17 protein-coding genes are annotated in these 25,876 nt (G+C 56.8%); 13 read left to right on the top strand and 4 right to left on the bottom strand.

From position 1 onward, the window contains the following. Positions 1-186 precede the first annotated feature (186 nt). Complete coding sequence (locus NHU87_RS23800) at positions 187-1,422, top strand: aromatic ring-hydroxylating oxygenase subunit alpha (protein WP_253552927.1); 1,236 nt, start codon at positions 187-189, stop codon at positions 1,420-1,422. A 111-nt stretch (positions 1,423-1,533) separates the two neighbouring features. On the opposite strand, the gene NHU87_RS23795 is transcribed toward NHU87_RS23800, so the two are convergent. Beyond that, positions 1,534-2,487 carry a LysR family transcriptional regulator gene (locus NHU87_RS23795; RefSeq protein ID WP_191630287.1) on the bottom strand — a complete coding sequence of 318 codons (954 nt, stop codon included), beginning with the start codon at positions 2,485-2,487 and terminating at the stop codon, positions 1,534-1,536. Between the two features lie 451 nt (positions 2,488-2,938). Between NHU87_RS23795 and NHU87_RS23790 the strand changes: the two genes are divergently transcribed. From NHU87_RS23790 to NHU87_RS23765, 6 genes are all read left to right on the top strand, one after another. Continuing rightward, on the top strand, positions 2,939-3,976 hold the full coding sequence (locus NHU87_RS23790; protein ID WP_253552925.1) for a quaternary amine ABC transporter ATP-binding protein: 1,038 nt from the start codon (positions 2,939-2,941) through the stop codon (positions 3,974-3,976). 48 nt (positions 3,977-4,024) lie between these two features. Continuing rightward, complete coding sequence (proW, locus tag NHU87_RS23785) at positions 4,025-4,990, top strand: glycine betaine/L-proline ABC transporter permease ProW (protein ID WP_253552923.1); 966 nt, start codon at positions 4,025-4,027, stop codon at positions 4,988-4,990. Positions 4,991-5,057: 67 nt separating this feature from the next. Then, positions 5,058-6,101: a glycine betaine/L-proline ABC transporter substrate-binding protein ProX gene (gene proX / locus NHU87_RS23780; protein ID WP_253552921.1), complete on the top strand. Its 1,044-nt coding sequence runs from the start codon at positions 5,058-5,060 to the stop codon at positions 6,099-6,101. 86 nt (positions 6,102-6,187) lie between these two features. Beyond that, a complete protein-coding gene (locus NHU87_RS23775; protein WP_253552919.1) occupies positions 6,188-7,537 on the top strand; it encodes an MmgE/PrpD family protein in 1,350 nt (449 codons plus the stop codon). Between the two features lie 48 nt (positions 7,538-7,585). Next, the gene (locus NHU87_RS23770; protein WP_253552917.1) at positions 7,586-8,620 is read left to right on the top strand and encodes a GlxA family transcriptional regulator; all 1,035 of its coding nucleotides are present in this window, start codon (positions 7,586-7,588) and stop codon (positions 8,618-8,620) included. A gap of 96 nt (positions 8,621-8,716) precedes the next feature. Beyond that, positions 8,717-9,868, top strand: a complete 1,152-nt coding sequence (locus NHU87_RS23765; protein ID WP_253552915.1) for an MFS transporter — start codon at positions 8,717-8,719, stop codon at positions 9,866-9,868. A 150-nt stretch (positions 9,869-10,018) separates the two neighbouring features. Here the strand turns inward: NHU87_RS23765 and NHU87_RS23760 are convergent, their stop codons facing one another. Together NHU87_RS23760 and NHU87_RS23755 are read right to left on the bottom strand one after the other, a co-directional pair. Next, entirely contained in the window at positions 10,019-13,039 is a 3,021-nt protein-coding gene (locus NHU87_RS23760) for an EAL domain-containing protein (protein ID WP_253552913.1), read from the bottom strand. Then, positions 13,027-14,046 carry a substrate-binding domain-containing protein gene (locus NHU87_RS23755; protein WP_253552964.1) on the bottom strand — a complete coding sequence of 340 codons (1,020 nt, stop codon included), beginning with the start codon at positions 14,044-14,046 and terminating at the stop codon, positions 13,027-13,029. Before NHU87_RS23755 ends, NHU87_RS23760 begins: the two co-directional genes overlap by 13 nt. A 650-nt stretch (positions 14,047-14,696) precedes the next feature. Between NHU87_RS23755 and mexE the strand changes: the two genes are divergently transcribed. The 6 genes from mexE (at position 14,697) to NHU87_RS23725 (ending at position 25,355) form a co-directional block, all read left to right on the top strand. Continuing rightward, complete coding sequence (gene mexE / locus NHU87_RS23750; RefSeq protein ID WP_253552911.1) at positions 14,697-15,950, top strand: multidrug efflux RND transporter periplasmic adaptor subunit MexE; 1,254 nt, start codon at positions 14,697-14,699, stop codon at positions 15,948-15,950. 15 nt (positions 15,951-15,965) lie between these two features. Next, positions 15,966-19,145, top strand: a complete 3,180-nt coding sequence (locus tag NHU87_RS23745) for an efflux RND transporter permease subunit (RefSeq protein WP_253552909.1) — start codon at positions 15,966-15,968, stop codon at positions 19,143-19,145. Then, complete coding sequence (locus NHU87_RS23740; protein WP_253552907.1) at positions 19,142-20,563, top strand: efflux transporter outer membrane subunit; 1,422 nt, start codon at positions 19,142-19,144, stop codon at positions 20,561-20,563. Before NHU87_RS23745 ends, NHU87_RS23740 begins: the two co-directional genes overlap by 4 nt. Before the next feature lie 340 nt (positions 20,564-20,903). Next, positions 20,904-21,959, top strand: a complete 1,056-nt coding sequence (locus tag NHU87_RS23735; RefSeq protein ID WP_253552905.1) for a tetratricopeptide repeat protein — start codon at positions 20,904-20,906, stop codon at positions 21,957-21,959. A 226-nt stretch (positions 21,960-22,185) separates the two neighbouring features. After that, the gene (locus NHU87_RS23730; protein WP_253552903.1) at positions 22,186-23,688 is read left to right on the top strand and encodes an ATPase domain-containing protein; all 1,503 of its coding nucleotides are present in this window, start codon (positions 22,186-22,188) and stop codon (positions 23,686-23,688) included. Beyond that, positions 23,685-25,355 carry an ATP-binding protein gene (locus tag NHU87_RS23725; protein WP_253552900.1) on the top strand — a complete coding sequence of 557 codons (1,671 nt, stop codon included), beginning with the start codon at positions 23,685-23,687 and terminating at the stop codon, positions 25,353-25,355. Before NHU87_RS23730 ends, NHU87_RS23725 begins: the two co-directional genes overlap by 4 nt. Before the next feature lie 123 nt (positions 25,356-25,478). Here NHU87_RS23725 and NHU87_RS23720 read toward each other — a convergent pair whose 3' ends face one another. Beyond that, positions 25,479-25,856, bottom strand: a complete 378-nt coding sequence (locus NHU87_RS23720) for a response regulator (RefSeq protein WP_253552898.1) — start codon at positions 25,854-25,856, stop codon at positions 25,479-25,481. Positions 25,857-25,876: the final 20 nt, after the last annotated feature.

Genomic DNA, 25,876 nt, shown 5'->3' with positions numbered 1-25,876 from the left:
AGCCACGCTATCGATCGATAACATTTGTTTATGCATTGATAAGCGTAAAAGTTTCTTGTTGGGGTGTGATTGCAGACGTAGTCTTTACAACAGCGATATTTTCGGCGAAATGGCGTTACTCAATATCGAGATTTATGCAAATAATGGTCTTTTGTCGTCCCTTTGGTATTTTGGAGTGTGTTGACCGTGAGCACTAAATCGGCAGTTTCAAATCTTATTGCGCAGCGCAAGCCTGACCACGCGCTGCCAGGTGCCCTTTATAGCGATCCAGACGTTTACAGGCAGGATCTGGAACAGATCTGGCACAAAAGCTGGATCTTCGCAGGGCACACATTTGAGCTGGAGAAGTCGGGTCAGTACTTGTCGCTGCAAATCGGCGATTATCCTGTCGCTATCGTGCGTGGCGCAGACAAACAGATTCGGGCCTTCCACAACTCCTGCCGTCATCGCGGTTCCAAGGTGTGCCCGGAAGCCAGCGGCAAGGTCGCCAAGCTGGTGTGCCCTTACCACAAATGGACATTCGAGCTGGATGGCCGCCTGCTGTTCGCCGGGAACATGGGGGACGATTTCGACAAGTCTCAGCATGGGTTGAAGTCCGTGCATTGTGAGGTCGTCGAAACGTACATCTATGTATGCGTAGCTGATGTCGCCCCAGACTTTTCGTCGTTCAGAAAATCCGTCACCCCTTTCGTTGCGCCTCATAACCTGGACGACTGCAAAGTCGCCTTTGAGTCGAACATCATCGAGAAAGGCAATTGGAAACTGGTTTTCGAGAACAACCGTGAGTGCTACCACTGCGATTGTACCCATCCGGAATTGATGCACTCGTTCGTGGACAACCCATCAGTGGGCGGCGCCGGCGGCGATGAAGATCTCGAACTCAAAGAGCACTGGGATCGCTGCGAGGCGGCAGGTCTGCCTAGCCGATTGGTCATGGATGATGAAGGTCGTTTCCGAATGACGCGCATCCCCCTGTTTTCCGGTGCCGTCAGCTACACAATGGATGGCAAGCCTGCGGTCGCCGGCCGGCTGGACACCACCGGTGAAGCCAACATCGGTGCGCTGCTTTATTTCAACTACCCATCCACCTGGAACCACTTTCTGGGCGATCACGCGCTGAGCTTCCGCGTTCTGCCCATGGGTCCGGGCGAGACGTTGGTCACTACCAAATGGATCGTCAAGAAGGACGCGCAGGAAGGTGTCGACTACGACATCGATCGCCTGACCAAGGTTTGGCTTGCAACCAATGACCAGGATCGCACCTTGGTTGAAGGCGCACAGGTCGGCGTCAGCTCTCCTGCTTACGAGCCGGGTCCATTGTCGGTGGCCAGCGAAATTGGTGTGTGCCAGTTCGATCATTGGTACTGCAAAACGATGCTTGAGCAGCTCAATGACACGATCCCGTTAAGATCTGTCGGCTAAGTGCGAAACTGCCGGTGGTGAGAACCACGAATGATCACCACCGGCATACCCAAACTTCCCCTCCTCGCCCCCGAGTCACTGCTCAGGCAGTACTCCTATCTTCTAAACAGCTCAGGAAAACTGGGCGAGAATCCAGTCGCGTAACCGGCAACAGGCGTCGTCATTGATCCGGTCTTCTCGAAATGTCAGATAGTGCTGACTTTCATGAAGAACTACTTCTTCTTCAATCGGACGAATCAGCGTGCCGTTTTCGATCAGGTTTGCAACCAGGTGATTCCATCCGAGAGCTACGCCCTGATGGGTCAACACCATGCTAATTACCAGGTTGTAGTCGTTCGCGTTGAAAACGTGAGGGCTGTCGTGGGGGCGTTTCTCGATATCAACATCGTGATAAGCCAGCCAAACGCCCCAGTCAACGTGCTCCGCTACCTGGGATCTGCCATAGGGGCTGAGGTTTAGCAAAACCCCGTCGCGTAATCCTTCCAGGCTGGACAGCTCAGGGTGCTCCTCTTTGTAACGAGGTGTGCACACCGGGTAGATGACGTCATGAAACAACGGATAACTGCGGTAGCCATCCTGAACCCTGGCCATTTTGGTGATGAAGATGTCTGGAGTAACACCCGGCTCCATCGACAAAAAGTTCTGAGTGGTTACCAGATTGAGGTCGATGTCTGCGTTCTTGGTAAAAAAACCCGGTAGCTTTGCTGCGAGCCAGAGGGCTGAAAACGCGGGAGAACAGCAAAGTGTCAACGTGCGCTTGCCTGCATTGTTGGTGCGAATGCGCTCCGCCGCTTGGGAAATGTTGACGAAAGATATCTGTGCAGCATCAAAAAAGATGGATCCGGCCTCCGTCAACTCGACGGCTCGCCCCACCCTCTTGAAGAGATCCACCCCAAGGTACGCCTCAAGCTCCCGAATCTGACGGCTAATCGCCGCTTGAGTAACGCACAGCGCTTCAGCCGCACGCGTAAAACTCTGATATTTGGCGGCGGCTACGAATGACTTCACTGCTTTCAGAGACGGCATTTTCAGCAGCGTCATGTCTGGATCGATGTGCTTAACCATAACCTAGAGTATTGAATATCCGGTTCGGGGCCCTTTGGAGAGCCGTTTGGGACGAGATCGGTTCAAGAGGGTTCCACCTAGAGCCTATGTTGGAGCGTAGCTGAAACAGAGGGTCTAAGACAGGGCCAGCGGCAGTCGCCTTCGCAACCAGCACTGTCACAGTCGTAAATTGATACGACTAATTGATCGATAACATGACGTTATTGATTGGCCGGAAGAAATGTTGTTAGACGCTGACTCTATAAGGTAATAACTTGGGTCTCAAGGAACTGATTAATTCGGCACCGATAAAACAAGAATAATAAACATCACATAATAAAAGAGGATGGTCACAATGACTAACTCCCAACCTTTCTCCCAGCTTGACTGCCCCCATAAGCACCGTCTTAACTGATTAAGATAGGTATATCTAAACTCTTGATCTTACGTCGTATTTACAGCAGGAGGGGTTATGAGTCTTGGTGACGAAATACTCTCGGTAAAAAACATTTACAAAGTCTTTGGTACTCAGCCAAAGCTCGCGATGGAGATGCTGGCTCGCGGTGCTGATAAAAGTGAAATTTTCAGCAAAACCGGTCAAGTCGTTGGCGTTTTTGATGCCAGTTTCTCCGTAAAACGTGGAGAGATTTTCGTCATCATGGGGCTTTCCGGTTCCGGAAAGTCGACGATGGTGCGGTTGTTCAATCGACTGATCGAGCCAACCTCCGGAACGATCCATCTTAACGGACAAGAAATCACTGGTCTGTCGGACGCCGACCTTCTCAGCGTTCGTCGCAAAGACATGAGCATGGTGTTTCAGTCGTTTGCCCTGATGCCCCACATGAGTGTTATCGACAACGTTGCCTTCGGCCTGGAAATCTCGGGTGTCGAGGAAAATGAACGGCATAAACGTGCACTCGAGGCACTTAAACAGGTGGGGCTCGATGGCCACGCCTACAGCTATCCGCACCAACTGTCCGGCGGTATGCAACAGCGGGTAGGCCTGGCCCGAGCGCTGGCCAACGACCCCGCCATCCTGTTGATGGACGAGGCCTTCTCGGCACTCGACCCGTTGATTCGCCACGAAATGCAGGGCGAACTGATCCGCCTGCAGGCAGAACAGCATCGCACCATCATCTTCATCTCCCATGACATTGACGAGGCGATTCGCATTGGCCATCGCATTGCGATCATGGAGGGTGGCCGGGTAGTTCAGATCGGTACCCCGCAAGAGTTGCTTTGCAACCCCGCGAACGATTACGTCAGAGCTTTCTTCAAAGGCTTTGATGCCTCGAAGATCCTCAAGGCGGGTGATGTTGCGAAAATTTGCGCAGAGCATCCGTACGCCATGGATCAATCCACTCCTACGCTGCGCGACGATGTACTCCTGCAGGACGTCTTTCACATCGTTGCGGATGCAGTTAATCCCGTTGCCGTGCTGGATCGCCAGGGTGTGTTCAAAGGCACGATCTCCAAGAGCCTACTGCTTCAGACAATGAGCCGACACTAAATAGTCTCTATTTGCTGGCTTGCCAGGCTCGGACATTCAGGTGATGACATGAACGAATTCAGTTTTCTAGACCCGTTTCAATCCATCAACATCCCTTTGGGCCAATGGGTAGAAGTTGCCCTTAATTATCTGGTTCAGAATTTCCGCGAGGTATTCCGCTCGATAAGATGGCCAATCGACCAAGTACTTAATGGTATTCAGTACGGACTACTGGCCATTCCTCCGTCAATATTCATTATTATCGCCACGCTCTTTGGCTGGCAGGTAGGCGGAAAAAGAATTGGTATTCTTTGCTTTGTTACTCTTACGCTATTAGGCGTAATCGGCGTATGGAATGACGCCATGATCACCCTCGCGCTGGTGCTCACTTCACTGTTTTTCTGTGCAGTTATTGGCATACCGCTGGGTGTCCTGTGTGCCCGGAGTGACCGGCTGGAGATGCTTCTGCGGCCGGTGCTCGATGCAATGCAAACACTGCCTGCATTTGTTTATCTGGTACCCGTGGTGATGCTGTTTGGTATCGGCAACGTGCCGGGAGTACTGGTCACGATCATCTTTTCGGTAGCACCACTGGTCAGGCTCACCAATCTGGGAATTCGCCAGGTACCGGAAGACAAGGTTGAGGCGGCCCGGGCTTTCGGATGCACCCCACGCCAGATGCTCAGGCGGGTTCAACTTCCTTTAGCTGCACCGACGATCATGGCGGGCCTGAATCAGGCATTGATGTTGTCACTTTCCATGGTGGTGATCGCATCAATGATTTCGGTTGGCGGGTTGGGGATGATGGTACTTCGCGGGATTGGTCGCCTTGATATGGGCTTGGCAACCGTCGGTGGATTGGGGCTGGTATTGCTGGCGATTTTCCTCGACCGACTGACCCAGGCGATGGGCGAACGCAGTAACAGGGCAACCAAAGGTGAGCACTGGTACCAGACAGGCCCGGCGGGTGTCATTTATCGCCTGAAGAGAAAAAACACTGTTACAAAAATAGAAGTTAGTCCCAAAGAAAGTTAATCCGCTTAGCGGCGCGTTGTGAACAAAAAGAAATGCCAACTTAGTAACCCACCCAAGGTAAACGATAATGAACTTCACAACCTTCGGAATAAAACAGAAATTCATTCATTCTGTGGCGCTTTTAGTTTTAGCGGTAGCACCTGTGTTCGCATCGGCCGCAACGGCGCAGGAGCCCGGAAAAGGGGTATCAATCACCCCGATCTTTCCGTCAATCGCCGAGGAGCGGTTTCGCGGAGAGATTGCAATGGCGGGTCTCAAGGAGTTGGGCTACGACGTTGAAACACCAAAGGAAACCGAGTACTCCACGATGATGGTTGCGATTGCCAATGGTGACGCGGATTTCTCAGTGCATTTGTGGGAGGAACTGCACAAATCTTTCTACGCGAAGGCCGGCGGCGATGAGACGATGGTGAAAACCGGCGCTATCATGCCGGGCGTGTTGCAGGGCTACATGATTGACAAAAAAACAGCCGATGAACACCACATCACCTCGCTCGCAGATTTGCAGAAGCCGGAAATTGCCAAACTGTTCGATGCCAATGGTGACGGTAAAGCTGACCTCACGGGTTGCAACCCGGGTTGGGGCTGTGAGCTCGTCATTGCGCACCACATGAAAGCCTATGACCTGATGAAGACCGTTTCCAATAATCAGGGCTCCTATTTTGCCTTGATGGCGGACACCATCGCTCGTTATAAACAAGGTAAGCCAATTCTCTATTACACCTGGGTACCTCAGTGGATCTCCGGTGTTTTGGTCGAAGGTAAAGATGTTGTTTGGTTAACCGTGCCACGTACGGATCTTCCAGGTGGTAAAAACGATACCAACACTACCTTCAATGGTAAAAACCTTGGTTTCGCGGTAGACAGTGTCAAAGCGGTAATCAATAAAGAGTTCGCCGAGAAAAATCCGGCTGCCGTGAAGTTCCTGTCTGAAATGCAGATCACTACCGACGATGAAAGCGAGCAAAATCTGAAAATGCACAATGGTGAAAAAAGTGCAGCTGACATTACTCGTCACGCCAAAGAATGGATCGCGGCCCATCGCGCGAAATACGACAGCTGGTTGGCAGACGCACGAGCCGCGGCTAATACAGCCACCGCAAAAAAATAGTCCCTTCATTTAAATCTGCATGAAAGGTTGCCCTGCCCCCGGCAACTTTTTATCCGTTTGGGCGTTCATCATTCAGGAATCATGAAATGCAGTTGTATTCATTCGTCCAGAATTTCAGTTACAAGGACGCGCCCCTGCATACACGCGAGTTGGTTAAAACTTGCCTGCTCGACATTATTGGTGTGGCCGCCGGAGCCCGCGACAACCAAACCAGCGTGATGCTCAAAACTTACGCTGACACCCACTACTCGGCCAACAAGCTGTCCAGCCGCCTCTGGTTCGACGGCAGAGCCGTTCATCCATTGGGCGCCGCGTATGCAGGCGGTTTCTGCGTTGATAGCCTGGATGCACATGAAGGTCACTTCACCTCCAAGGGGCATGCGGGTGCAACCGTTGTCCCGGCCATTGTTGCATTGGTTGACGCGTATCGCAGTCAGGGCAAAGACATCAGCGGCGAAGAATTCCTCAGCGCACTGTGCATCGGTTACGAGACCGCCTTGCGGGCGGGCCAGGCATTGATGGCCACCGCCCCGGAATATCATGCCTCAGGTGCCTTTTCCGGGATCGGGGTCGTTTGCGCTGGCGCCCGCTTGCTGAAACTTGATGAAACGACGTTCCGTCATGCGCTGGGTATCGCGGAATACTTTGGCCCGAGGTGCCCGATGATGCGCCTGGTGAGCTTCCCAACGATGTTGCGTGATGCCCACGGCGCCGGGGCGTATGCCGGACTGAATGCACTACTGATGGCACAGATAGGTGTCACTGGCGCTCCAGCCGCCACCGTTGAACCTTTGGAGATTTCCACTTTCTGGCAGGACATCGGAACCCGTTGGGAGATCGACGAGCAATATTTCAAACCGTGGCCGGTATGTCGCTGGGCGCAACCGGCACTCACGGCCATGACCGATTTGATGCGAGCACATTCAGTCATCACTGCGGAGTTGATCGAGGCCATTGATGTTGAAACATTCCACGAGTCTGTGTGTTTGCAGGGGCATTTTCCAAAGAATGCGGACGAGGCCCAGTATGCGCTAGCGTTCCCACTCGCCGCCTTGATCGTTCGCGGGAAGCTGGGGCCAAAAGAGGTCACCGGGGATTCCATTCATGCGCCAGACATCTTGCATATCAGCGAGAAAATAACCCTTCATGAGGCGCCTGATCTGTCCGCCAGGTTCCCGGAGGAAATTCTCTCCCGCGTCACGGTTACCCTGACAGACGGCACACGCCTTACGAGTCCAACCGCGACGGCCAAGGGCGACCCCGGCAACCCTATGTCGAGCGACGAACTCACTGCTAAGTACCATTTACTGGCTGATGACAGCTTGGGAACCACACTCAGCAATGCCATCAAGAACAGTGTTGAAGCATTACCCGGTAGTGATGACTGCCAATCATTCTTTGATTTGTTGCTGTCCGCTCCAAAAACCGCTGTTTAGATTGCGCAACGGTTTCTTAGCTATTCGTTCAAGTGTCAAAGAGGATTTATGCCATTCGTATTCGAGAGCGTGCTTAAAGACAAGAATATGGGGTACTCCTATACGGCCGAGAAACCATTGAAGCCGCAGGCGGTAACTCGTGTAGCTTTCGTGCTTTTGAATAATTTCTCGATGATGTCGTTTACCGGCGCTATTGATGCGCTGGTGACTGCCAACCTGATTAGCGATACACCGGCGTTTGAGGTGTTGACTGTCGGCATCAAGAGCCGTCTGGTCATGAGCGATCTGGGAATTGCGATTTCAGCAGACCTGGAGCTATCACAACTACCGGATCGTATCGACGTTCTGATCGTCGCCGGTGGTTTACGGGTCAAACTGATCAGCGACCCGCTATTACGTCGCAAGCTGCGAAACGTCGCCTCTATTGGCGCGACCATGGGCGGTTTATGGAACGGCGCATTTTTCCTGGCAGAAGCTCAGCTAATGGATGGTGTCGAGTGTGCCTTCCATCCAGATGGGCGAGCGATGATGGAGGATGTTTTCCCCAAAGTCCTGGTCTCTTGTCGAACGCACGTCATCGATAGAAATCGCATAACGTGCGCCGGCGCCAGCAGCTCCTTACGAATGATGCTGGAGCTCATCACCGCTAAACAAGGCGTGTCTCTGACCCATGCTGTCGAGGAAATACTTAGCTGCGATCAAACCCCTGAAGTCTCTGGGATATCGACAGTCATCGTTGACGCTGACCCCACCTTGCCACAAACCCTGAAGCTCGCTTTAGAACTGATGCAAAAGAACATCGAAGAGCCGCTATCCATCGACGAACTGGCCGAATGTGTGAACATTTCCCGACGACAATTGGAGCGCCGTTTCTGCCGCTTCGTCGGCGCCACTCCCACACGTTACTACCTTGAGTTGCGCTTGACTCGAGCGCGACAGCTTATTTTGCAGAGCAATCGGCCGATTACCGATATCGCGATCGCGACCGGCTTTTGCAGTTTCGCCAACTTCCATATGCGCTTTCGTGACTTCTTTGGCGTAGCGCCAAGTCGTTATAGAGCGACGTATGAGCGCAGGCGTTAGTTTTCCGAAACGCAAGCACGCAAAAAACAAAAAAATCCGCAAAGTCTAAGCCGAGTAAATGATGGTTAACATCACCGATAAGGATTACCGAGAATTATGAATGCTCCATCGTCAGTGTTGATACCGACGGCTAACTACAGCGAGCGGATGTCTACACGCATTGCCTTCCTCATCGCGGGCTTACTCATGTCCGCTTGGGCGCCTCTGGTTCCATTGGTAAAGGCACGTGTCGGTTTGGACGATGGTGGCCTGGGGTTGCTGCTTCTCGGCCTTGGCGGTGGATCTATTGTAGCCATGCCCTTTGCTGGATATCTCACTGCGCACTATGGATGCCGACCGGTCATCATCTGGGCAACTATTGCACTGTGTGCCGTTCTGCCTCTATTGAGCACCGTGGTGTGGCTACCTGGACTGGTGATAGCCGTCATTATCTTCGGCGCCAGCATGGGCATGCTTGATTGCGCCATGAACATACAGTCCGTCATCGTCGAGAAAAACAGTGGGCAGGCACTTCAGTCCGGCTTCCATGGCCTTTACAGCGTCGGAGGTATATTGGGCGCCGGGGCGATGACCGCTTTACTGACCTTCGGCCTGGATCCACTGATGGCTGTGCTCTGCATCGTTGCCACAGTTTTGGGATCACTTTACAAGGCTGCACCTGCTTTGCTGACTTATGGCACTGAACGGGGTGGGCCATTGTTCGCGGTGCCCAGGGGTATCGTGCTGTTTTTAGGGACGCTGTGTTTCATCGTATTCCTCACTGAAGGTGCAATGCTTGACTGGAGCGCGGTCTTCCTTGTCTCGAACCGAGGGTTAGAGCCGAGCATCGCCGGTTTGGGCTACGCATCTTTCGCCGCTGCAATGACGGTGGGCCGCCTGACGGGAGACGCCATCGTCAGCAAACTAGGCGGCGTGCGCGTCGTTGCGCTAGGCGGGCTCTGCGCAGCGGCAGGCATGCTCGTGTCACTCGGGATCGATGGCTGGCCCGCATCCTTGATCGGCTACGCCCTGGTAGGGGCAGGCTGCTCGAACATTGTCCCAGTTATCTTTACCGCTGTAGGCCGACAGCAACGTATGCCACAGGCGGTTGCCATCCCCGCTGTCATTTCGATGGGCTACGCGGGCATTCTGATAGGTCCCGTATTTATTGGGGCAGTCGCCCATCTAAGCACCTTGTCATTCGCTCTGGGTTGCCTGATTGTTCTGCTGATTTTTGTCAGCACAACAGCTCGAATACTTCGCAATTAACCGAATCTTTTCAGGCGCGATATCTCTCCACTTCATCCTGGAGAGACCCTATAAGAATTGCTTCAGTGTTATTCCCCCACGGAGAGGTTTAGAGGGATCCGGATAGCCTGTCATAAACGCACGCCGAGCGTATTACCGTACGCAGAGTCATTAACGCCCGGGTATTGGAATGCTTGGGCGTTTTACAACGCGTTTTCGCCTTAGCGAGTCAAGGCTCGCAATGCGGCTCGATTGAGGTAACCGGGGCGTACGCAGTAACAGAGTGATTTCATCGCAGCTGACCGCGCTGCTGAACAAATGGCCCTGAATTTCATCGCAGCCGTTTTCACGCAGGAAAGTTTGCTGCTCTTCGGTTTCGACACCTTCGGCAATGACCTTCAGGTTCAATTTGTGCCCCAACGAAATCACTGCGGTGGCGATGGCTTTGTCGTTCTCATTGTCGGGCAGATCGCGCACGAAAGACTGGTCGATCTTGAGCCTCGCAATCGGGAAGCTTTTCAATGCTGCGAGGCTGGAGTAGCCGGTGCCGAAGTCGTCGATCGAGAGACTGATTCCCATTGATTGCAGTTCCTTCATTTTGCTGATGGCTTGCTGAAGGTCTTGCATGATCAGACTTTCGGTCAGCTCCAGCTCAAGGTACATCGGGTCCAGTCCGGTTTCTTGCAAGGCATGCCTCACCCGGTCGATCAGGTCTCTTTCGATGAACTGGCGTGCTGAAATATTCACCGACATGGTGATCGGCGGACAGCCCGCATCCTGCCAGGCCTTGTTCTGTCTGCACGCGGCATGAATCACCCAGTCGCCGATGGGCACGATCAACCCGGTCTCTTCGGCCTGCGGAATGAATTTGATTGGAGACACCATGCCGAGCTCGGGGTGCTGCCAGCGGATCAGTGCCTCTACGCCGATAATTTGACCTGACTGCAAATCCACCTGTGGCTGGTACAGCAGCAGGAACTCGTCATGATTGAGTGCGTTTCGAAGCCCGTCTTGCATGGCGAGCTTGCCCTGATCCTTGTTATTCATCTCGCTCGTATAGAACTGGTAACTGTTGCGACCCAGCTCCTTGGCGCGGTACATGGCGGCGTCCGCATTACTGAGCAACGTGTCGGTATCAATGCCGTCAGCGGGATAGGTAGCCAACCCCATACTGCAGGTGACGTGGAGTGTATGTCCGCTGAGCTGAATCGGTCGCAGGATGGCTTCCTGGATTTTGTGCAGGGCTGGAGTAACACCGTCGATGTCTGAGAGCTGGTCGAACAGGATGATCACGAACTCGTCGCCACCCAGTCGCACGACGGTGTCGGTGCGGCGTACACACTCCAGCATGCGCTGGGCGACGGTTTTCAGCAGTTCGTCTCCAGCACTGTGCCCAAGGCTGTCATTCACCAGTTTGAATTTGTCCAGATCGAGAAACACCACCGTCACCAGTCGGCTGTAGCGCTGAGCATAAAGTATTGCCTGCTTGAGACGATCTTCGAGCAGTGTGCGATTCGGCAGCCCGGTCAGTGCGTCATGGTCACCCATATAGCGAATGCGCTTTTCGGTAAGTTGGCGTTCTATCGCAATGCCGGCAAGAGGTGTCGCCATGTTGATCAGTCGCGTCTCGGTCGAGCTAGGGCTGCGTACGGTGCTGGAATACAAGGCAAACGTACCCAATACTTTTCGCTCATGGGACAGAATCGGCGTCGACCAGCAGGCGCGAAATCCATAGGGCGCAGCGACTGAACGGTACTCCTCCCACAGCGGATCCAACTCGATATCGGTGACGATGACCGGTTCTCGTCGATACACCGCGGTGCCGCATGAACCGACATTCGGACCGATCGCAATCCCGTCAATGAGCTGGTTATAGGCTTTCGGCAAACTGGGCGCAGCTCCGTGCAGCAGGTGCTTGCCCTCCTCATCCAGCACCAGGATGGACACCATCATCCCCTCCAGTTGGGACTCGACCAGGTGAGCCAGGCTTTCGAGGACTTCGGCAAGCTCGGTGCTCCTGGCGATCAGCTCCAGGACATGACCTTGCCCGGCACGGATGACGGCTTCTTGCTCTAATCGGCTGTTTTGCAGGGCGAGCCGCTCTGTGGCGATACTCAATTGGACCGTTCTTTTTTCCAGTTGAAGTCGGTCCTTGAGGAATTGATTCACCGCGCGAGCCATGTTGCCGATCTCGTCCTTCCCATGTTCCGCCATCATCACATGCGTTTTGTCAGTATGTTCCTGACGCAATTGCCGGCTTATTTCATTCAGGCGCACGAGCACATGACGCCCCATGAAGACCCGGGTCACAAACCAGGCGAACACCAGGCTGGCGCCCAACATGATCAGCACCCATTGCTGGCTACGATTTGAGGCCTCGACCAGGCGCTGCAGGGCTTCGCGATAGTCTTCGGTGTAAGCACTGGATTGCGCACGGGCCACCGCGACCAGAACCCCGGCCTCATTCTTCAGTTCCTCATTGAAACGCTGTATGACGTTGTGCTGATTGATGAGCCTCAGGCGCAGGGAGAAGAGATCGGGCGTCTGCACATCAGCGTCGGTTAACTTGCCAGCGGTGCGTGACAGGCGCTCATAGCGGATCCGCAGCCGTTGCACGGCATCACTGTCAACAGCCTGCGGCAGATCGAAAAGCAATACCGTCAGTTCCAGGCTGGCCCGGGTCTGCGTCGCGGTTAACCGGGCGGTGTGATCCTCCATGGTTTGCTCGAAGATGACCTCGGTTTGCAGCAGGCTTTCTCGCAGCTGCGCAACGATGTTGGCGGTATTGCGGAACATCTGACTCGACTGATGCATGTCGAGTATCGCCACGCCACTGTTCGCGGCAGTCAGCTGCTGCACCAATTGATCAAGGGCTTCAAGCTGTTCGACGGTCGCCGCATAGCTTGAGCGCAGGGTGTCGGGGGATCGGGTTGTCAGAAGCTGATCGGTCTGGCGTTCGATCAGCAAGGTACGCTGCAGCATGTCTTGCCCATCTTGCATGCGGATCAGTCGTTCATCCGTCAGCTGGCGGGTGGCGCTGTTTGACGTGCGCAAGGCGTAGACCGCAGTTGCACCACTCGCCAGGATCAGCAGCGCCAGCGTCAGAAACGCCAGGGTGAACTGTGCGCGTAGCGATTGCGGCAATAGCTGGCGTCCAAGCCGGGAAGTAACGTCCAATGTCAGGGATTCCATTGGTGGCGATAGATGTCTCGATAGCCATTGTCAGGGTCGTACTGGAATTTTTTTCCGCCGTCGAAGACGATATTGTCGGCATTGACCAAGTGAATCGGCGCTACGAAGCCGCTCACCGGCTGACCTGCAAACAGCCGGTTCAATTCATCCATCACTTGCCAGCCATGCAGGTTGAGCGGCTCGGCAACGGTAACGGTCTGGTAGGTTTTCGCCTGTATGCGCAAGAAAGCCGAAGCGCTGCCATCACCGGCAGACAACAGACTGATGCCGTCACTGGGTATTGCAGCACTGGTCAGTGAGGCAATCGAGTAGTCGAAATAGATATCGTTGATGGCCAGCGTGTGGGTCCAGCGCTTGCCATAGCGCTGAAGCAGCTCCTTGGTGATCTCCGGCATCTTCTCGCCACTTTCGGAGATCGCGACATCGCGCACTTCCAGCAACGTACATTCCCGACAAGCCCGAATAACGTTTTCCATGGCCTTGGCTTTCGCCATGGCGATGCTGTACTTGGAGTCGGTCAGGATGACCACGCCGGCGTGCCCGTTTGACTGTGCCACTGCCGCCATGGCCGTGAGGCGAGCCACTTCGAGCGGGTCGGTCGTGACGTTCATGGCCACCGGCGTGCCGTCAATCGGCCCCGGACGTGCCCCGACGTGCCAGCCAACCACCGGCACATCCCTGTTGGCGAAGAGGATCAGCGCCGCATTGTTCTCAAGGGCATCGGAGCCGCACAGAATAAGGCCGTCGGGTTTCGCTGCCAGCGCATCGGAAAAGGCCTTTGCGCGCCCGGCCGCTGATCCGGCGCCATCGAATATCTTCAGCGTCCAGCCCATCGCCTTGGCTGCCTCGCGAGCGCCCTGCGCGACACCGACAATTCCTCCGTTACGCAAATCTTCTGCGACAAGGGCGATGCTCTTGCCCCGCAGGGCTTGCGGGCCGGATTCAGGGCCGCTCCAGCGAACGGCTTCAAGGGTGGCCCTGGAAACGATTTCCTGCGCTTGAATCACCGTAACCGTGGTGTTTTCGACAGCGGATCCGGGAGTTGCCGTGAAAAGACAGAAAACCGTAATTGAAGCCCAGGGCCTGAGTATCCAGGACCTGATCAGACGGGTTCGATCACCGCATGTGATGCCGGGTCTGGAGCCGATGGCGCGATCATAGTCTGGCATGGTGTCCCTTTTTGCCAAGAGTGCAGCGTTCACTATCCGAAAGGATAGTCGGTTCTGCTGTCATCAGGTCTTTTGTGGGGAAAGTGCACGAACTTCAGTCCTGAACATTCAGGAATGTGGGACAGGGGTCCATGGCACAAAAACAGGGACGAAGGCCAATTGCATCGTTGACTACGCTGGTTTGATTTTTGTATTGGCTGATGGCCTCTTCGCGGGCAAGCCTCGCTCCTACAGAAGAACGCGATCAACCGTAGGAGCGAGGCTTGCCCGCGAAAGCCGTAACACGGTTTCAAGCCAACCGTTGCACTCTCTGCAACACAGAATTGTCATCATTTCATTTGATAGCCCACTGATGGAAGGTGCATGCTAGAGGGCTCGCTTCGAGCTGATATCATTCCGAATGATAGTTACCTTCGCTTCATTCGATTCGTGCCATACCACCCCGCCAAGCATCATCCGTCCATCTCAATACATTGGCGGATGCATCCATGGAACAGTCACTCAAACATTTGCGCTTCCCCTTGGCCCTGTTGGCCGTGCTGGTGATGAGCGCCTGCGGCAAGACCCCGGACGCTGCCGCCACGATGCCCGCGGCCAAAGTCAGCGTGGCCAAGGTGCTGGAACAACCGGTCAACGAGTGGGATGAATTCACCGGGCGCCTTGAAGCGCCGGAAACGGTAGAGATTCGTCCACGGGTTTCCGGTCAGATCGATGACGTGGCCTTCACCGAAGGCGCGCTGGTCAAGAAAGGCGATTTGTTGTTCCAGATCGACCCGCGTCCATTCCAGGCTGAGGTCCGCCGCCTCGAAGCCCTGGTTGCGCAAGCTCGCGCCACGGCCACCCGCAGCGAAAACGAATCCCAACGCGGCGAACGTCTGCGCACCAGCAACGCGATTTCCGCCGAACTCGCCGATTCGCGCACCAGCGCGGCTCAAGAAGCTCGCGCCGCCGTCGGTGCCCTCCAGGCCCAACTGGACCTGGCCAAACTGAACCTGAGTTTCACCCGCGTCACTGCGCCTATCAGCGGCCGTGTCAGCCGTGCGGAAATCACCGCTGGCAACCTGGTGACCGCCGATACCACCGCGCTGACCAGCGTGGTGTCCACCGACAAGGTCTACGCCTACTTCGACGCCGACGAGCGTGTCTTCCTTAAATACACCCAGCTCGCCCGCCAGGGCCAACGCGGCGCAACCACGCCGGTTTACCTCGGCCTGTCCAATGAAGATGGCAACCCCCACCAGGGCCAGATGAACTTCGTCGACAACCAGGTCAACCCGAAGACCGGCACCATCCGCGGTCGCGCGGTGTTCGACAACAGCGACGGCACCTACACCCCGGGGCTTTATGCTCGCCTGAAACTGGTGGGCAGCGGCACCTACTCCGCCGTGTTGATCAATGACGAAGCGGTCGGTACCGACCTGGGTAAAAAGTTCGTGCTGGTGATGGATGCCGACAACAAAACGGCTTACCGCCCCGTCGAGCTGGGTCCGAAGATTGAAGGTCTGCGCATCGTGCGCAGCGGCCTGAGCAAAGACGACACCATCATCGTCAAGGGTTTGCAACGGGTTCGTCCTGGTTCACCGGTCACTCCTGAAGTGATTCCGATGGCCAGCGAACAAACCCTCGCGGCTCTCGCACAACAACGAAAAGCGCTGGAAGCCAGCAACCTGCCTCAAGTCGCACCTGCCAAGGTCGCGCCAGGTACGGTTGTGAAAGTGGCTGCTGCGACTCCACGCGGTTAAGGGACAATTACTCCGATGAATTTTTCCCAATTCTTCATTTCACGGCCGATCTTCGCAGCGGTACTGTCGCTGCTGATCCTGATCGCCGGCGCCATCTCGCTGTTCCAGTTGCCGATCAGCGAATACCCGGAAGTCGTGCCGCCGACCGTTGTGGTCCGTGCCAACTTCCCGGGCGCCAACCCTAAAGTCATCGGTGAAACCGTGGCCGCTCCGTTGGAGCAAGCCATCACCGGCGTCGAGAACATGCTGTACATGTCCTCGCAGTCCACCGCTGACGGCAAGATCACCCTGACCATCACCTTCGCCCTGGGCACTGACCTGGATAACGCGCAGGTACAGGTTCAGAACCGCGTGACCCGAACCGAGCCGAAACTTCCCGAGGAAGTGACGCGCATCGGTATCACCGTCGACAAGGCGTCGCCCGACCTGACCATGGTTGTGCACTTGACCTCGCCGGACAAACGCTACGACATGCTCTACCTGTCCAACTACGCCCTGCTAAACATCAAGGATGAGCTGGCGCGTCTGGGCGGTGTCGGTGATGTTCAGCTGTTCGGCATGGGCGATTATTCGCTGCGGGTGTGGCTCGATCCGAACAAGACCGCTTCGCGCAACCTGACCGCCACCGATGTGGTCTCCGCGATTCGTGAACAGAACCGTCAAGTGGCGGCCGGTGCCCTGGGCGCTCCGCCTGCGCCGAATGCCACCGCGTTCCAGTTGTCGGTGAACACGCAAGGCCGTCTGGTTTCCGAGGAGGAGTTCGAGAACATCATTATTCGCTCCGGCGAGAATGGTGAAATCACTCGCCTGAAAGACATCGCTCGCGTCGAACTCGGCTCCAGCCAATACGCCTTGCGCTCCTTGCTGAACAACCAGCCCGCGGTGGCGATCCCGATCTTCCAGCGCCCTGGCTCCAACGCCATCCAGATCTCCAACGACGTTCGGGAGAAAATGGCCGAGCTGAAGAAGAACTTCCCGCAAGGCATGGACTTCAGCATCGTCTATGACCCGACAATCTTCGTGCGCGGTTCCATCGAAGCGGTGGTTCACACCCTCTTCGAAGCACTGATCCTCGTTGTGCTGGTGGTGATCCTGTTCCTGCAAACCTGGCGCGCCTCGATCATCCCGTTGGTGGCGGTGCCGGTATCCTTGATCGGTACGTTTGCCGTGATGCACCTGTTCGGCTTCTCATTGAACGCCCTGTCGCTGTTCGGGCTGGTACTGGCCATCGGTATCGTGGTCGACGATGCGATTGTGGTGGTGGAGAACGTCGAGCGAAACATCGGGCTCGGATTAACCCCTATAGAAGCCACCAAGCGTGCGATGCGCGAAGTGACCGGTCCGATCATCGCGACGGCACTGGTGCTGTGTGCGGTGTTTATCCCGGCTGCATTCATCTCCGGGTTGACCGGGCAGTTCTATAAACAGTTCGCCCTGACGATTGCGATTTCGACCGTAATCTCGGCCTTCAACTCGCTGACCTTGTCGCCGGCGCTGGCCGCCGTATTGCTCAAGAGCCATGACGCACCGAAAGACCGTTTCTCCAAGGTTCTGGACAAGATATTTGGTGGCTGGTTGTTCCGTCCGTTCAACCGCTTCTTTGACAAAGCCAGCCATGGCTATGTCGGCACCGTGGGCCGGGTTATCCGCAGCAGCGGGATCGCCCTGCTGGTGTACGCCGGCCTGATGGTGCTGACGTTCTTCGGTTTCTCCAATACCCCGACCGGCTTCGTACCCGGCCAGGACAAGCAATACCTGGTGGCCTTCGCGCAACTGCCGGATGCCTCGAGCCTGGACCGTACCGAAGACGTGATCAAGCGCATGTCCGACCTGGCCCTGAAACAGCCTGGCGTTGAAAGCGCCGTGGCCTTCCCGGGTCTGTCGATCAACGGCTTCACCAACAGCCCGAACGCCGGCATCGTCTTCGTCACCCTGAAACCGTTCGACGAGCGTAAGGATCCGAGCATGTCCGCCGGTGCGATTGCCGGTGCATTGAACGGCCAGTACGCCGGGATTCAGGAAGCCTACATGGCGATCTTCCCGCCGCCGCCGGTACAAGGCCTGGGGACCATTGGCGGTTTCCGCCTGCAGATCGAAGACCGGGGCAACCTGGGCTATGACGAGCTGTACAAAGAAACCATGAACATCATCACCAAAAGCCACGGCGTGCCGGAACTGGCTGGCCTGTTCACCAGTTACACAGTGAACGTGCCGCAGGTTGATGCCGCCATCGACCGGGAAAAAGCCAAGACTCACGGCGTGGCCGTCAGCGACATCTTCGACACCCTGCAGATCTACTTGGGTTCGCTGTATGCCAACGACTTCAACCGCTTCGGTCGCACCTATCAGGTCAACGTTCAGGCTGAGCAGCAGTTCCGTCTCGAATCGGACCAGATCGGTCAGCTGAAAGTGCGTAACAACCGCGGCGAAATGATTCCGTTGGCGACCTTCATCAAGGTCAGCGACACCTCGGGGCCGGACCGCGTGATGCACTACAACGGCTTCATCACCGCTGAAATCAACGGTGCGGCAGCCCCCGGCTACAGCTCCGGCCAGGCCGAGAAAGCCATCGAGAAATTGCTCAAGGACGAATTGCCCAACGGCATGACCTACGAGTGGACCGACCTGACCTACCAGCAGATTCTGTCCGGCAACACCGCGCTGTTCGTGTTCCCGCTCTGCGTACTGCTGGCGTTCCTGGTGCTCGCCGCGCAGTACGAAAGCTGGAGCCTGCCACTGGCGGTGATCCTGATCGTACCGATGACCCTGCTGTCGGCAATTACCGGGGTGATTGCCTCGGGCGGCGACAACAACATCTTCACCCAGATCGGCTTGATCGTACTGGTGGGACTTGCGTGTAAGAACGCGATTCTGATTGTCGAGTTTGCCAAGGATAAACAGGAAGAAGGCCTCGGCCCGCTGGCGGCGGTGCTGGAAGCTTGCCGTCTGCGTCTACGGCCAATCCTGATGACCTCCTTCGCGTTCATCATGGGTGTTGTGCCTCTGGTCTTCTCCAGCGGTGCCGGTGCCGAAATGCGTCATGCCATGGGTGTGGCCGTGTTCTCCGGGATGCTCGGGGTGACCTTCTTCGGTCTGTTGCTGACGCCGGTGTTCTACGTACTGATTCGCAACTTTGTGGAGCGCGGTGAAGCGCGCAAAGCGGCCAAAGCCCTGAAAGTGGAGGCGCAACAATGAGCCTGAAAGCCTTCCTGCCGAGCCTTCTGGTACTGGCCCTGAGTGCCTGTGCTGTTGGCCCGGACTACAAAACCCCAACCACGGAGGCGGCCAACATCACGGCCGCCACCGATGGCAGCGCCGGTCAGAAGAACTTCGACCGCGCCCGTTTCGAAGGCATCTGGTGGCAGCAGTTCGACGATCCGACCCTCAACCAGTTGGTGACGCAATCCTTGCAAGGCAACCGCGATTTGCGCGTGGCTTTCGCTCGCTGGAAAGCCGCCCGGGCAATTCGTGATGACGCCAGCAATGACGCCATGCCGACCATCACCAGCCGCGCGAGCAGTGATCTGGCCAAAGGACAGATTCCCGGCCAGACCACCGACCGCGTCAGCAGTGAACGCTATGACCTGGGCCTGGACATGGCCTGGGAACTGGACTTGTTCGGTCGCATCCAGCGCAATCTGGAATCCAGCGACGCCGAACAGCAGGCAGCTGAAGCCGATCTGTACCAACTGCAAGTCACCATGATTGCCGAACTGGTGGACGCCTATGGCCAACTGCGCGGTGCGCAATTGAGGGAAAAGATCGCCCTGGCCAACCTGAACAATCAGCAGGAATCGCGCAAGATCACCGAAAGCCTGCGTGATGCCGGTGTCGGTGATCAGCTGGACGTGGTTCGCGCCGATGCGCGCCTGGCCTCTGTCGAAGCCAGCGTGCCGCAACTGCAGGCCGAACAGGTGCGTCAGCGCAATCGCATCGCCACCCTGCTGGGCGAGCGTCCGGACAAGCTGACCGTCGACCTGAGTCCAAAAGACTTGCCGGCAATCGCCAAGGCCCTGCCGATCGGTGATCCGGGCGAACTGCTGCAACGGCGTCCGGACATCCGCAGCGCCGAACGCCAACTGGCGGCCGCCACCGCTCGTATTGGCGTGGCCAAGGCTGATTTGTTCCCACGAGTCAGCTTGAGTGGCTTCCTCGGTTTCACCGCCGGGCGCGGTTCGCAGATCGGTTCTTCGGCGGCCAACGCCTGGGCACTCGGCCCAAGCATTACCTGGGCGGCGTTTGACCTGGGCAGCGTACGCGCCCGTTTGCGCGGCGCCGATGCTGAAGCCGAAGGCGCCCTGGCGACCTACGAGCAGCAAGTACTGCTGGCGCTGGAAGAGTCGGAAAACGCCTTCAGCGATTACGGCAAACGTCAGCAGCGCCTGATCTCGCTGATTCGTCAAAGCGAATCAAGCCGCGCCGCTGCCGATCTCGCCGAGATTCGATACCGCGAAGGCACCGAAGACTTCCTCGTGCTGCTCGATGCTCAGCGTGAGCGCCTGGCAGCGGAAGACACCCAGGCCCAGGCCGAAGTCGATTTGTATCGCGGCATCGTCGCCATCTACAAAGCCCTCGGCGGCGGCTGGCAACCAGAGACGGTCGCCAGCAAGTAATGGTTTAAAGAGCTCCTTTGGTTGGCCGCAACCAACCAATTTCTTTGCCCCGCGCCTCATTCGGTCGCGGGGCTTTTTTTTTTGGCTGCATACCCTAGTGCAAACACCACAACTCCTGTGGGAGCCGGCTTGCCCGCGATAGCGGTCTGTCTGGCACATGGATGTTGGATGTACCGACGCAATCGCGGGCAAGCCCGCTCCCACAGGGATTTGGGGGTATCAGGAATAATCAGTTACCCCAAGACTCAAATCGCGAAATCCTCACTCGTGGTTTGACTCACAGCCCGGCCTGACCGAAGCTGATGACTTTGCAAAAACCTGCCACCCCCCGGATTCCTGCATGCCTCAGTCCCGCCGCTACTTGTTCATCAGCCTCTGCATATTGCTTGCCCTCGCCCTCGCCTGGTTTTTCATGCGCAGTACGACGCCTGTGGTGCCGGCGGCGATCAAGCATGGCTACAGTGAAGCGCTGGCCCAGGCACGCGCGGGTCAACCTGGCGCGGCGCGAGTGCTTTATCAGCAATTGGGTCGCCCTGACCTGTCGGCCAAGCGCCGTGTGTGGCTGCATACCGAACTGCCCAACTACCCAAGCCCGCAAGCCCTGAAACTGGCGAATGCAGACCTGCAACATCCCTCGGCGGATGTGCGCATCGCAGCGATCAAAAGCCTCAGCGGGCTGGTGCCCAATGGGCAGCGCAGTCTGTTGCTGGGGCCCTTGCTCGATGACAGCGACCCGAGCGTGCGGTTTGCGGCGGTCAACGCCTTGTTGGGGCTGACGCCGGATGAATTGGGGTTGTACTTCGGCCCTTTGGAGCAAGCCATCGATGCCTGGGAACAACGCCTCAAGCGTCAGCCGGAAAGCGCCGAAACCCAATACCAACTCGCGCGCCTGCACTTGCACAATGCCGAGTTGAAGGACGCGCAGCAGGCCCTGGAGCGCACGTTGCAACTGGCGCCCGGTAACCTGCCGGCGCTGGTAATGCAGATCGAAGTGCTGGATAAACAAGGCCAAAGCGATGCCGCCAGGCAATTGTTGGCAAAACAGCTAAAGGCCCAGCCTGACTCGGCCTACCTGCAACATGCGCTGGGGCTCTGGTTGCTGCATCACGGGCAAAGTGAGTTCGCCCTGCTCGGGCTGTCCAAAGCCGTGGAGCTTGAGCCGGACAACAAGGATTACCGCTACGACCTGGCCACCACGCTGCACAGCGAGCAAGAATTGGAAGCGGCGCAGAACCAGCTACAGGAAATCGTCCAGCGTCACCCGGCGGATCGCAAGGCGCGCGTACTGCTGATCAATTACTGGAAGGAAAGCGGACAGTTGCAGAACGTGCAGATATTGCTGGCACAGCTGGAGCAGCTCAATCCGGATGATCCAGCGTTGCAGCAAGGGCTTTAAAAGACCGCCTCTGTAGTAGCTGCCGAAGGCTGCGTTCGGGGCCGCAGCTCCCGTCGGTCAATCGATGACGAGTGCTACGCGCTCGAACGCAGCCTTCGGCAGCTGCTACAAATCAGAGCAACAAAAGGTTGAACCGCCGTCTCGGCGAAAGGTCAAGTGATCAGGCAGTCTATTGCGGTGCTCCCAGCCTGCTGCCTCGCTTCCCCTAGTCATGAGAGGGCATTTCTTGTCTACATCTAACGAGTTGATCAGTGCAAAAGCCGCCACCGGTATCGAAGGTCTGGATGACATCCTGGCCGGTGGATTGTCCCGCGGTCACGTGTTCTTGCTGGAGGGTGAACCCGGAACCGGCAAAACCACCGTCGCTTTGCATTTTCTGTTGGCTGGCGCCCGTGCCGGCGAGCGCTCGTTGTACATCACCCTGTCGGAAACCGAGCGCGAGCTGCGTCAAGGGGCGTTGTCCCATGGCTGGGAGCTGGATGAGAACATCCATATTTTCGAGCTGACGCCACCAGAAAGCCTGCTCAATGCCGAGCATCAGCAGAGTCTGCTGTATTCCTCGGACCTGGAACTGGGCGAAGCCACCAAACAGATTTTCGAAGCGGTCGAGCGAGTCAAGCCGACCCGCGTAGTGCTCGACAGCCTATCCGAAATCCGCCTGCTGGCCCAAAGCTCTTTGCGCTACCGCCGGCAGATTCTGGCCATCAAGCATTACTTCGTGCGCTACGACGCCACGGTATTGCTGCTGGATGACCTGACCACCGAAGCCCTCGACAAAACCGTGCACAGCGTGGCCCACGGGGTGATTCGTCTCGAAGAATTGACGCCCAACTACGGTGCCGAACGCCGGCGCATCCGCGTGGTGAAGTATCGCGGTCAGAAGTATCGGGGTGGTTTCCATGACTTCACCATCATGGGTGATGGCGTGCATGTGTTCCCGCGCCTGGTGGCGGCCGAACATCGCGGGCGTTATGTCCGCCAGCAATTGACCAGTGGCATCCCGGAAATGGATGCCCTGCTCGGTGGCGGTATCGAGACGGGTTCCAGCAGCCTGATCCTCGGCCCGGCCGGTACTGGCAAATCGCTGATCTCGATGGTCTTCGCCGCGGCGGCGGTGGCCCGTGGCGAAAAAGCCGCGCTGTTCATTTTCGATGAAGAACTGGGGCTGCTGTTCGAGCGAATGAAAAACATCGGCATCGACCTGAAGGCTCTGGAAGAAACCGGCAACCTGCTGATCGAGCAAGTGGACGCCGCCGAATTGTCCCCCGGCGAGTTCTCCTACCGGGTTCGTCGTTGTGTCGATGAGGGCAATATCAAAACCGTGGTGATCGACAGTATCAACGGTTATCAGGCGGCGATGCCCGAGGAAAATGCGCTGGTGCTGCACATGCACGAGTTGCTGCTGTACCTCAATCGCCAAGGCGCCGCGACGTTCATGACCGTCGCTCAGCATGGGCTGGTCGGTGACATGCAGGCCCCGGTCGACATTACCTATCTGGCCGACACGGTCATCCTGTTGCGCTACTTCGAAGCCCTGGGCAAGGTTCGCCGGGCGATCTCGATCATCAAGAAACGCACCGGCAGCCACGAATCGACCATTCGCGAATACCGCATCAGCGGCCAGGGCATGACCATCGGTGAACCACTGGATGCATTCCAGGGTGTATTGCGCGGCGTGCCAACCTACCTGGGTGCGAGCAAGCCGCTGCTTGAGGAAGATGTCCAGTGACGGCCATGGAGGCGATGTCCGAGCGCGCAATCATTCTTGCGCCGTTGGGGCGCGACAGCCAGATCGCGCTGATGATGCTCAACGAGGCAGGAGTCGAAGGGGTCATCACTCGGGATCTGGGCGCTTTGTGCAATGAGCTGTCGCTGGGTGCCGGCCTGCTGGTGATTGCTTCCGAGGCCTTACTGGGCGCTGACCTTGAACCACTGCTGGGGCTGATCGAGCAGCAACCGGCGTGGTCGGATTTGCCGATCGTACTGCTGACCCACCACGGTGGCCCGGAGCAGAACCCTGCGTCGCGACTCGGTTTGCAGTTGGGCAACGTGACCTTTCTCGAGCGACCGTTTCATCCGATCACGCTGATCAGCCTGGTTACCACCGCGTTGCGCGGCCGACGACGGCAATATGAAGCCCGGGACCGGTTGATTGATCTGAGCCAAAGCGAACTGCGCCTGCAAAATACCCTCGAAACCCTCGAACAACAGGTCGAGGAGCGCACCGCGCAATTGCGCCACAACGAGGAAGTTCTCAGGCAGTCGCAGAAAATGGAAGCAGTCGGCCAACTCACCGGCGGTATTGCCCACGACTTCAATAACATGCTGACCGGCATCATCGGCAGCCTGGAGCTGCTGCGTCGACGCCTGGCCCGAGGGCGCACCGAGGACCTGGACAGTCTGATCGATCTTGGGGTGACCTCAGCCAACCGCGCGGCGGGCCTGACACATCGTTTGCTGGCATTCTCCCGACGGCAGTCGCTGGATTCAAAACCGGTGCAGATAAACACCCTGGTGGTGTCGATGGATGAGCTGTTGCAGCGCAGCATCAACGAGAGCATTCACCTGGAAATGCAGCTGGACGAGCAACTGTGGGTGGCCGAGGCGGACCCCAACCAACTTGAAAGCGCCCTGCTCAACCTGGTGCTCAATGCCCGGGATGCCATGCCGGACGGCGGAAAGCTACTGGTCAAAACCTCCAATCAGCATCTGGACACGGTGTTCACCGAGGCGCACAGCAACCTGAAACCGGGCGATTACATCGTCCTGAGCGTCACCGATACCGGTTACGGTATGCCGCAAAGCACCATCAACCGGGCCTTTGACCCATTCTTCACGACCAAACCCATTGGCCAGGGCACGGGCTTGGGTTTATCGATGATTTACGGTTTCAGCAAACAGTCCGGCGGCCATGTCAGCATTCACAGCGAAGTCGGAAAAGGCACCACGGTCAGTCTGTTTTTGCCGCGTTTCAGCGGGGAACTGGTGCAGGACACCCGAATCGATGCCCAACTCGCGCCTTACGCCCGGAACGGCGAAACCGTGCTGATCGTCGAGGACGATCCCGCTGTGCGAGTTCTGGTCAGTGCCGTATTGAGTGAATTGGGCTACGCCTTCGTTGAAGCGGGCGATGCCGACAGCGCCGTACCGATTCTCAACTCCGGTCAGCGAATCGACCTGTTGATCAGCGACGTGGGACTGCCGGGCATGAACGGCCGGCAACTGGCGGAAATCGGCCGGCAGTATCGGCCTGATCTCAAGGTATTGTTCATCACCGGGTATGCTGAACACGCCGCCGTGCGCGGTGGCTTTCTTGACCCTGGCATGCAGATGATCACCAAGCCGTTCACCTTCGATTTGTTGACGGCGAAGGTGCGGGAGATGATCAGAATCTGAAGGATTGCGGCGTAGGAGCTGCCGCAGGCTGCGATCTTTTGATCCTGAACGCAAAAAAGATCAAAAGATCGCAGCCTTCGGCAGCTCCTACGGGGGGCCGTCTGGTCAACGATATAACCGCCTTCAGGACAACATGTCCTGCATGATCCGTTGCAACACATCCAGATCGAACGGTTTGGCCAGGATCGGCGCTTTGCGGGTGATCGGGCTGTCGGTCTCGCGAATTTCCTGCGGATAGCCGCTGATGAAGATGACCTTGAGCTCCGGTCGCAGCTTCACGGCGGGTTCGGCGATCTGCACGCCAGAGATTCCCCCCGGTAAGCGGAAGTCGGTGATCATCATGTCCAGATGCGGTTTGCTCGCCAGAATTTCAAAGGCCTGCTCGCCGTTTTCGGCTTGCAGCACCCGATAACCCTCGCCCGACAAGTAAGCAGACAGCACCATTAGGATCGAAGGGTCATCCTCGACGATCAGTACCACATCTTGTGCATCTTCACTCATGGAAAACCTTTGTTCGGTCA

The sequence above is a fragment of the Pseudomonas mandelii genome (assembly GCF_024138395.1).
GTDB classification, from domain to species: domain Bacteria; phylum Pseudomonadota; class Gammaproteobacteria; order Pseudomonadales; family Pseudomonadaceae; genus Aquipseudomonas; species Aquipseudomonas mandelii_E.
This window is presented reverse-complemented; position numbering and strand designations above follow the sequence as displayed.

Bases quoted from the DNA above. Each gene is read 5' to 3' on its own strand.
- NHU87_RS23795 (WP_191630287.1), bottom strand. From the start codon at position 2,487: ATGGTTAAGCACATCGATCCAGACATGACGCTGCTGAAAATGCCGTCT.
- NHU87_RS23790 (WP_253552925.1), top strand. From the start codon at position 2,939: ATGAGTCTTGGTGACGAAATACTCTCGGTAAAAAACATTTACAAAGTC.
- proW (WP_253552923.1), top strand. From the start codon at position 4,025: ATGAACGAATTCAGTTTTCTAGACCCGTTTCAATCCATCAACATCCCT.
- proX (WP_253552921.1), top strand. From the start codon at position 5,058: ATGAACTTCACAACCTTCGGAATAAAACAGAAATTCATTCATTCTGTG.
- NHU87_RS23775 (WP_253552919.1), top strand. From the start codon at position 6,188: ATGCAGTTGTATTCATTCGTCCAGAATTTCAGTTACAAGGACGCGCCC.
- NHU87_RS23770 (WP_253552917.1), top strand. From the start codon at position 7,586: ATGCCATTCGTATTCGAGAGCGTGCTTAAAGACAAGAATATGGGGTAC.
- NHU87_RS23765 (WP_253552915.1), top strand. From the start codon at position 8,717: ATGAATGCTCCATCGTCAGTGTTGATACCGACGGCTAACTACAGCGAG.
- NHU87_RS23760 (WP_253552913.1), bottom strand. From the start codon at position 13,039: ATGGAATCCCTGACATTGGACGTTACTTCCCGGCTTGGACGCCAGCTA.
- mexE (WP_253552911.1), top strand. From the start codon at position 14,697: ATGGAACAGTCACTCAAACATTTGCGCTTCCCCTTGGCCCTGTTGGCC.
- NHU87_RS23745 (WP_253552909.1), top strand. From the start codon at position 15,966: ATGAATTTTTCCCAATTCTTCATTTCACGGCCGATCTTCGCAGCGGTA.
- NHU87_RS23740 (WP_253552907.1), top strand. From the start codon at position 19,142: ATGAGCCTGAAAGCCTTCCTGCCGAGCCTTCTGGTACTGGCCCTGAGT.
- NHU87_RS23735 (WP_253552905.1), top strand. From the start codon at position 20,904: ATGCCTCAGTCCCGCCGCTACTTGTTCATCAGCCTCTGCATATTGCTT.
- NHU87_RS23720 (WP_253552898.1), bottom strand. From the start codon at position 25,856: ATGAGTGAAGATGCACAAGATGTGGTACTGATCGTCGAGGATGACCCT.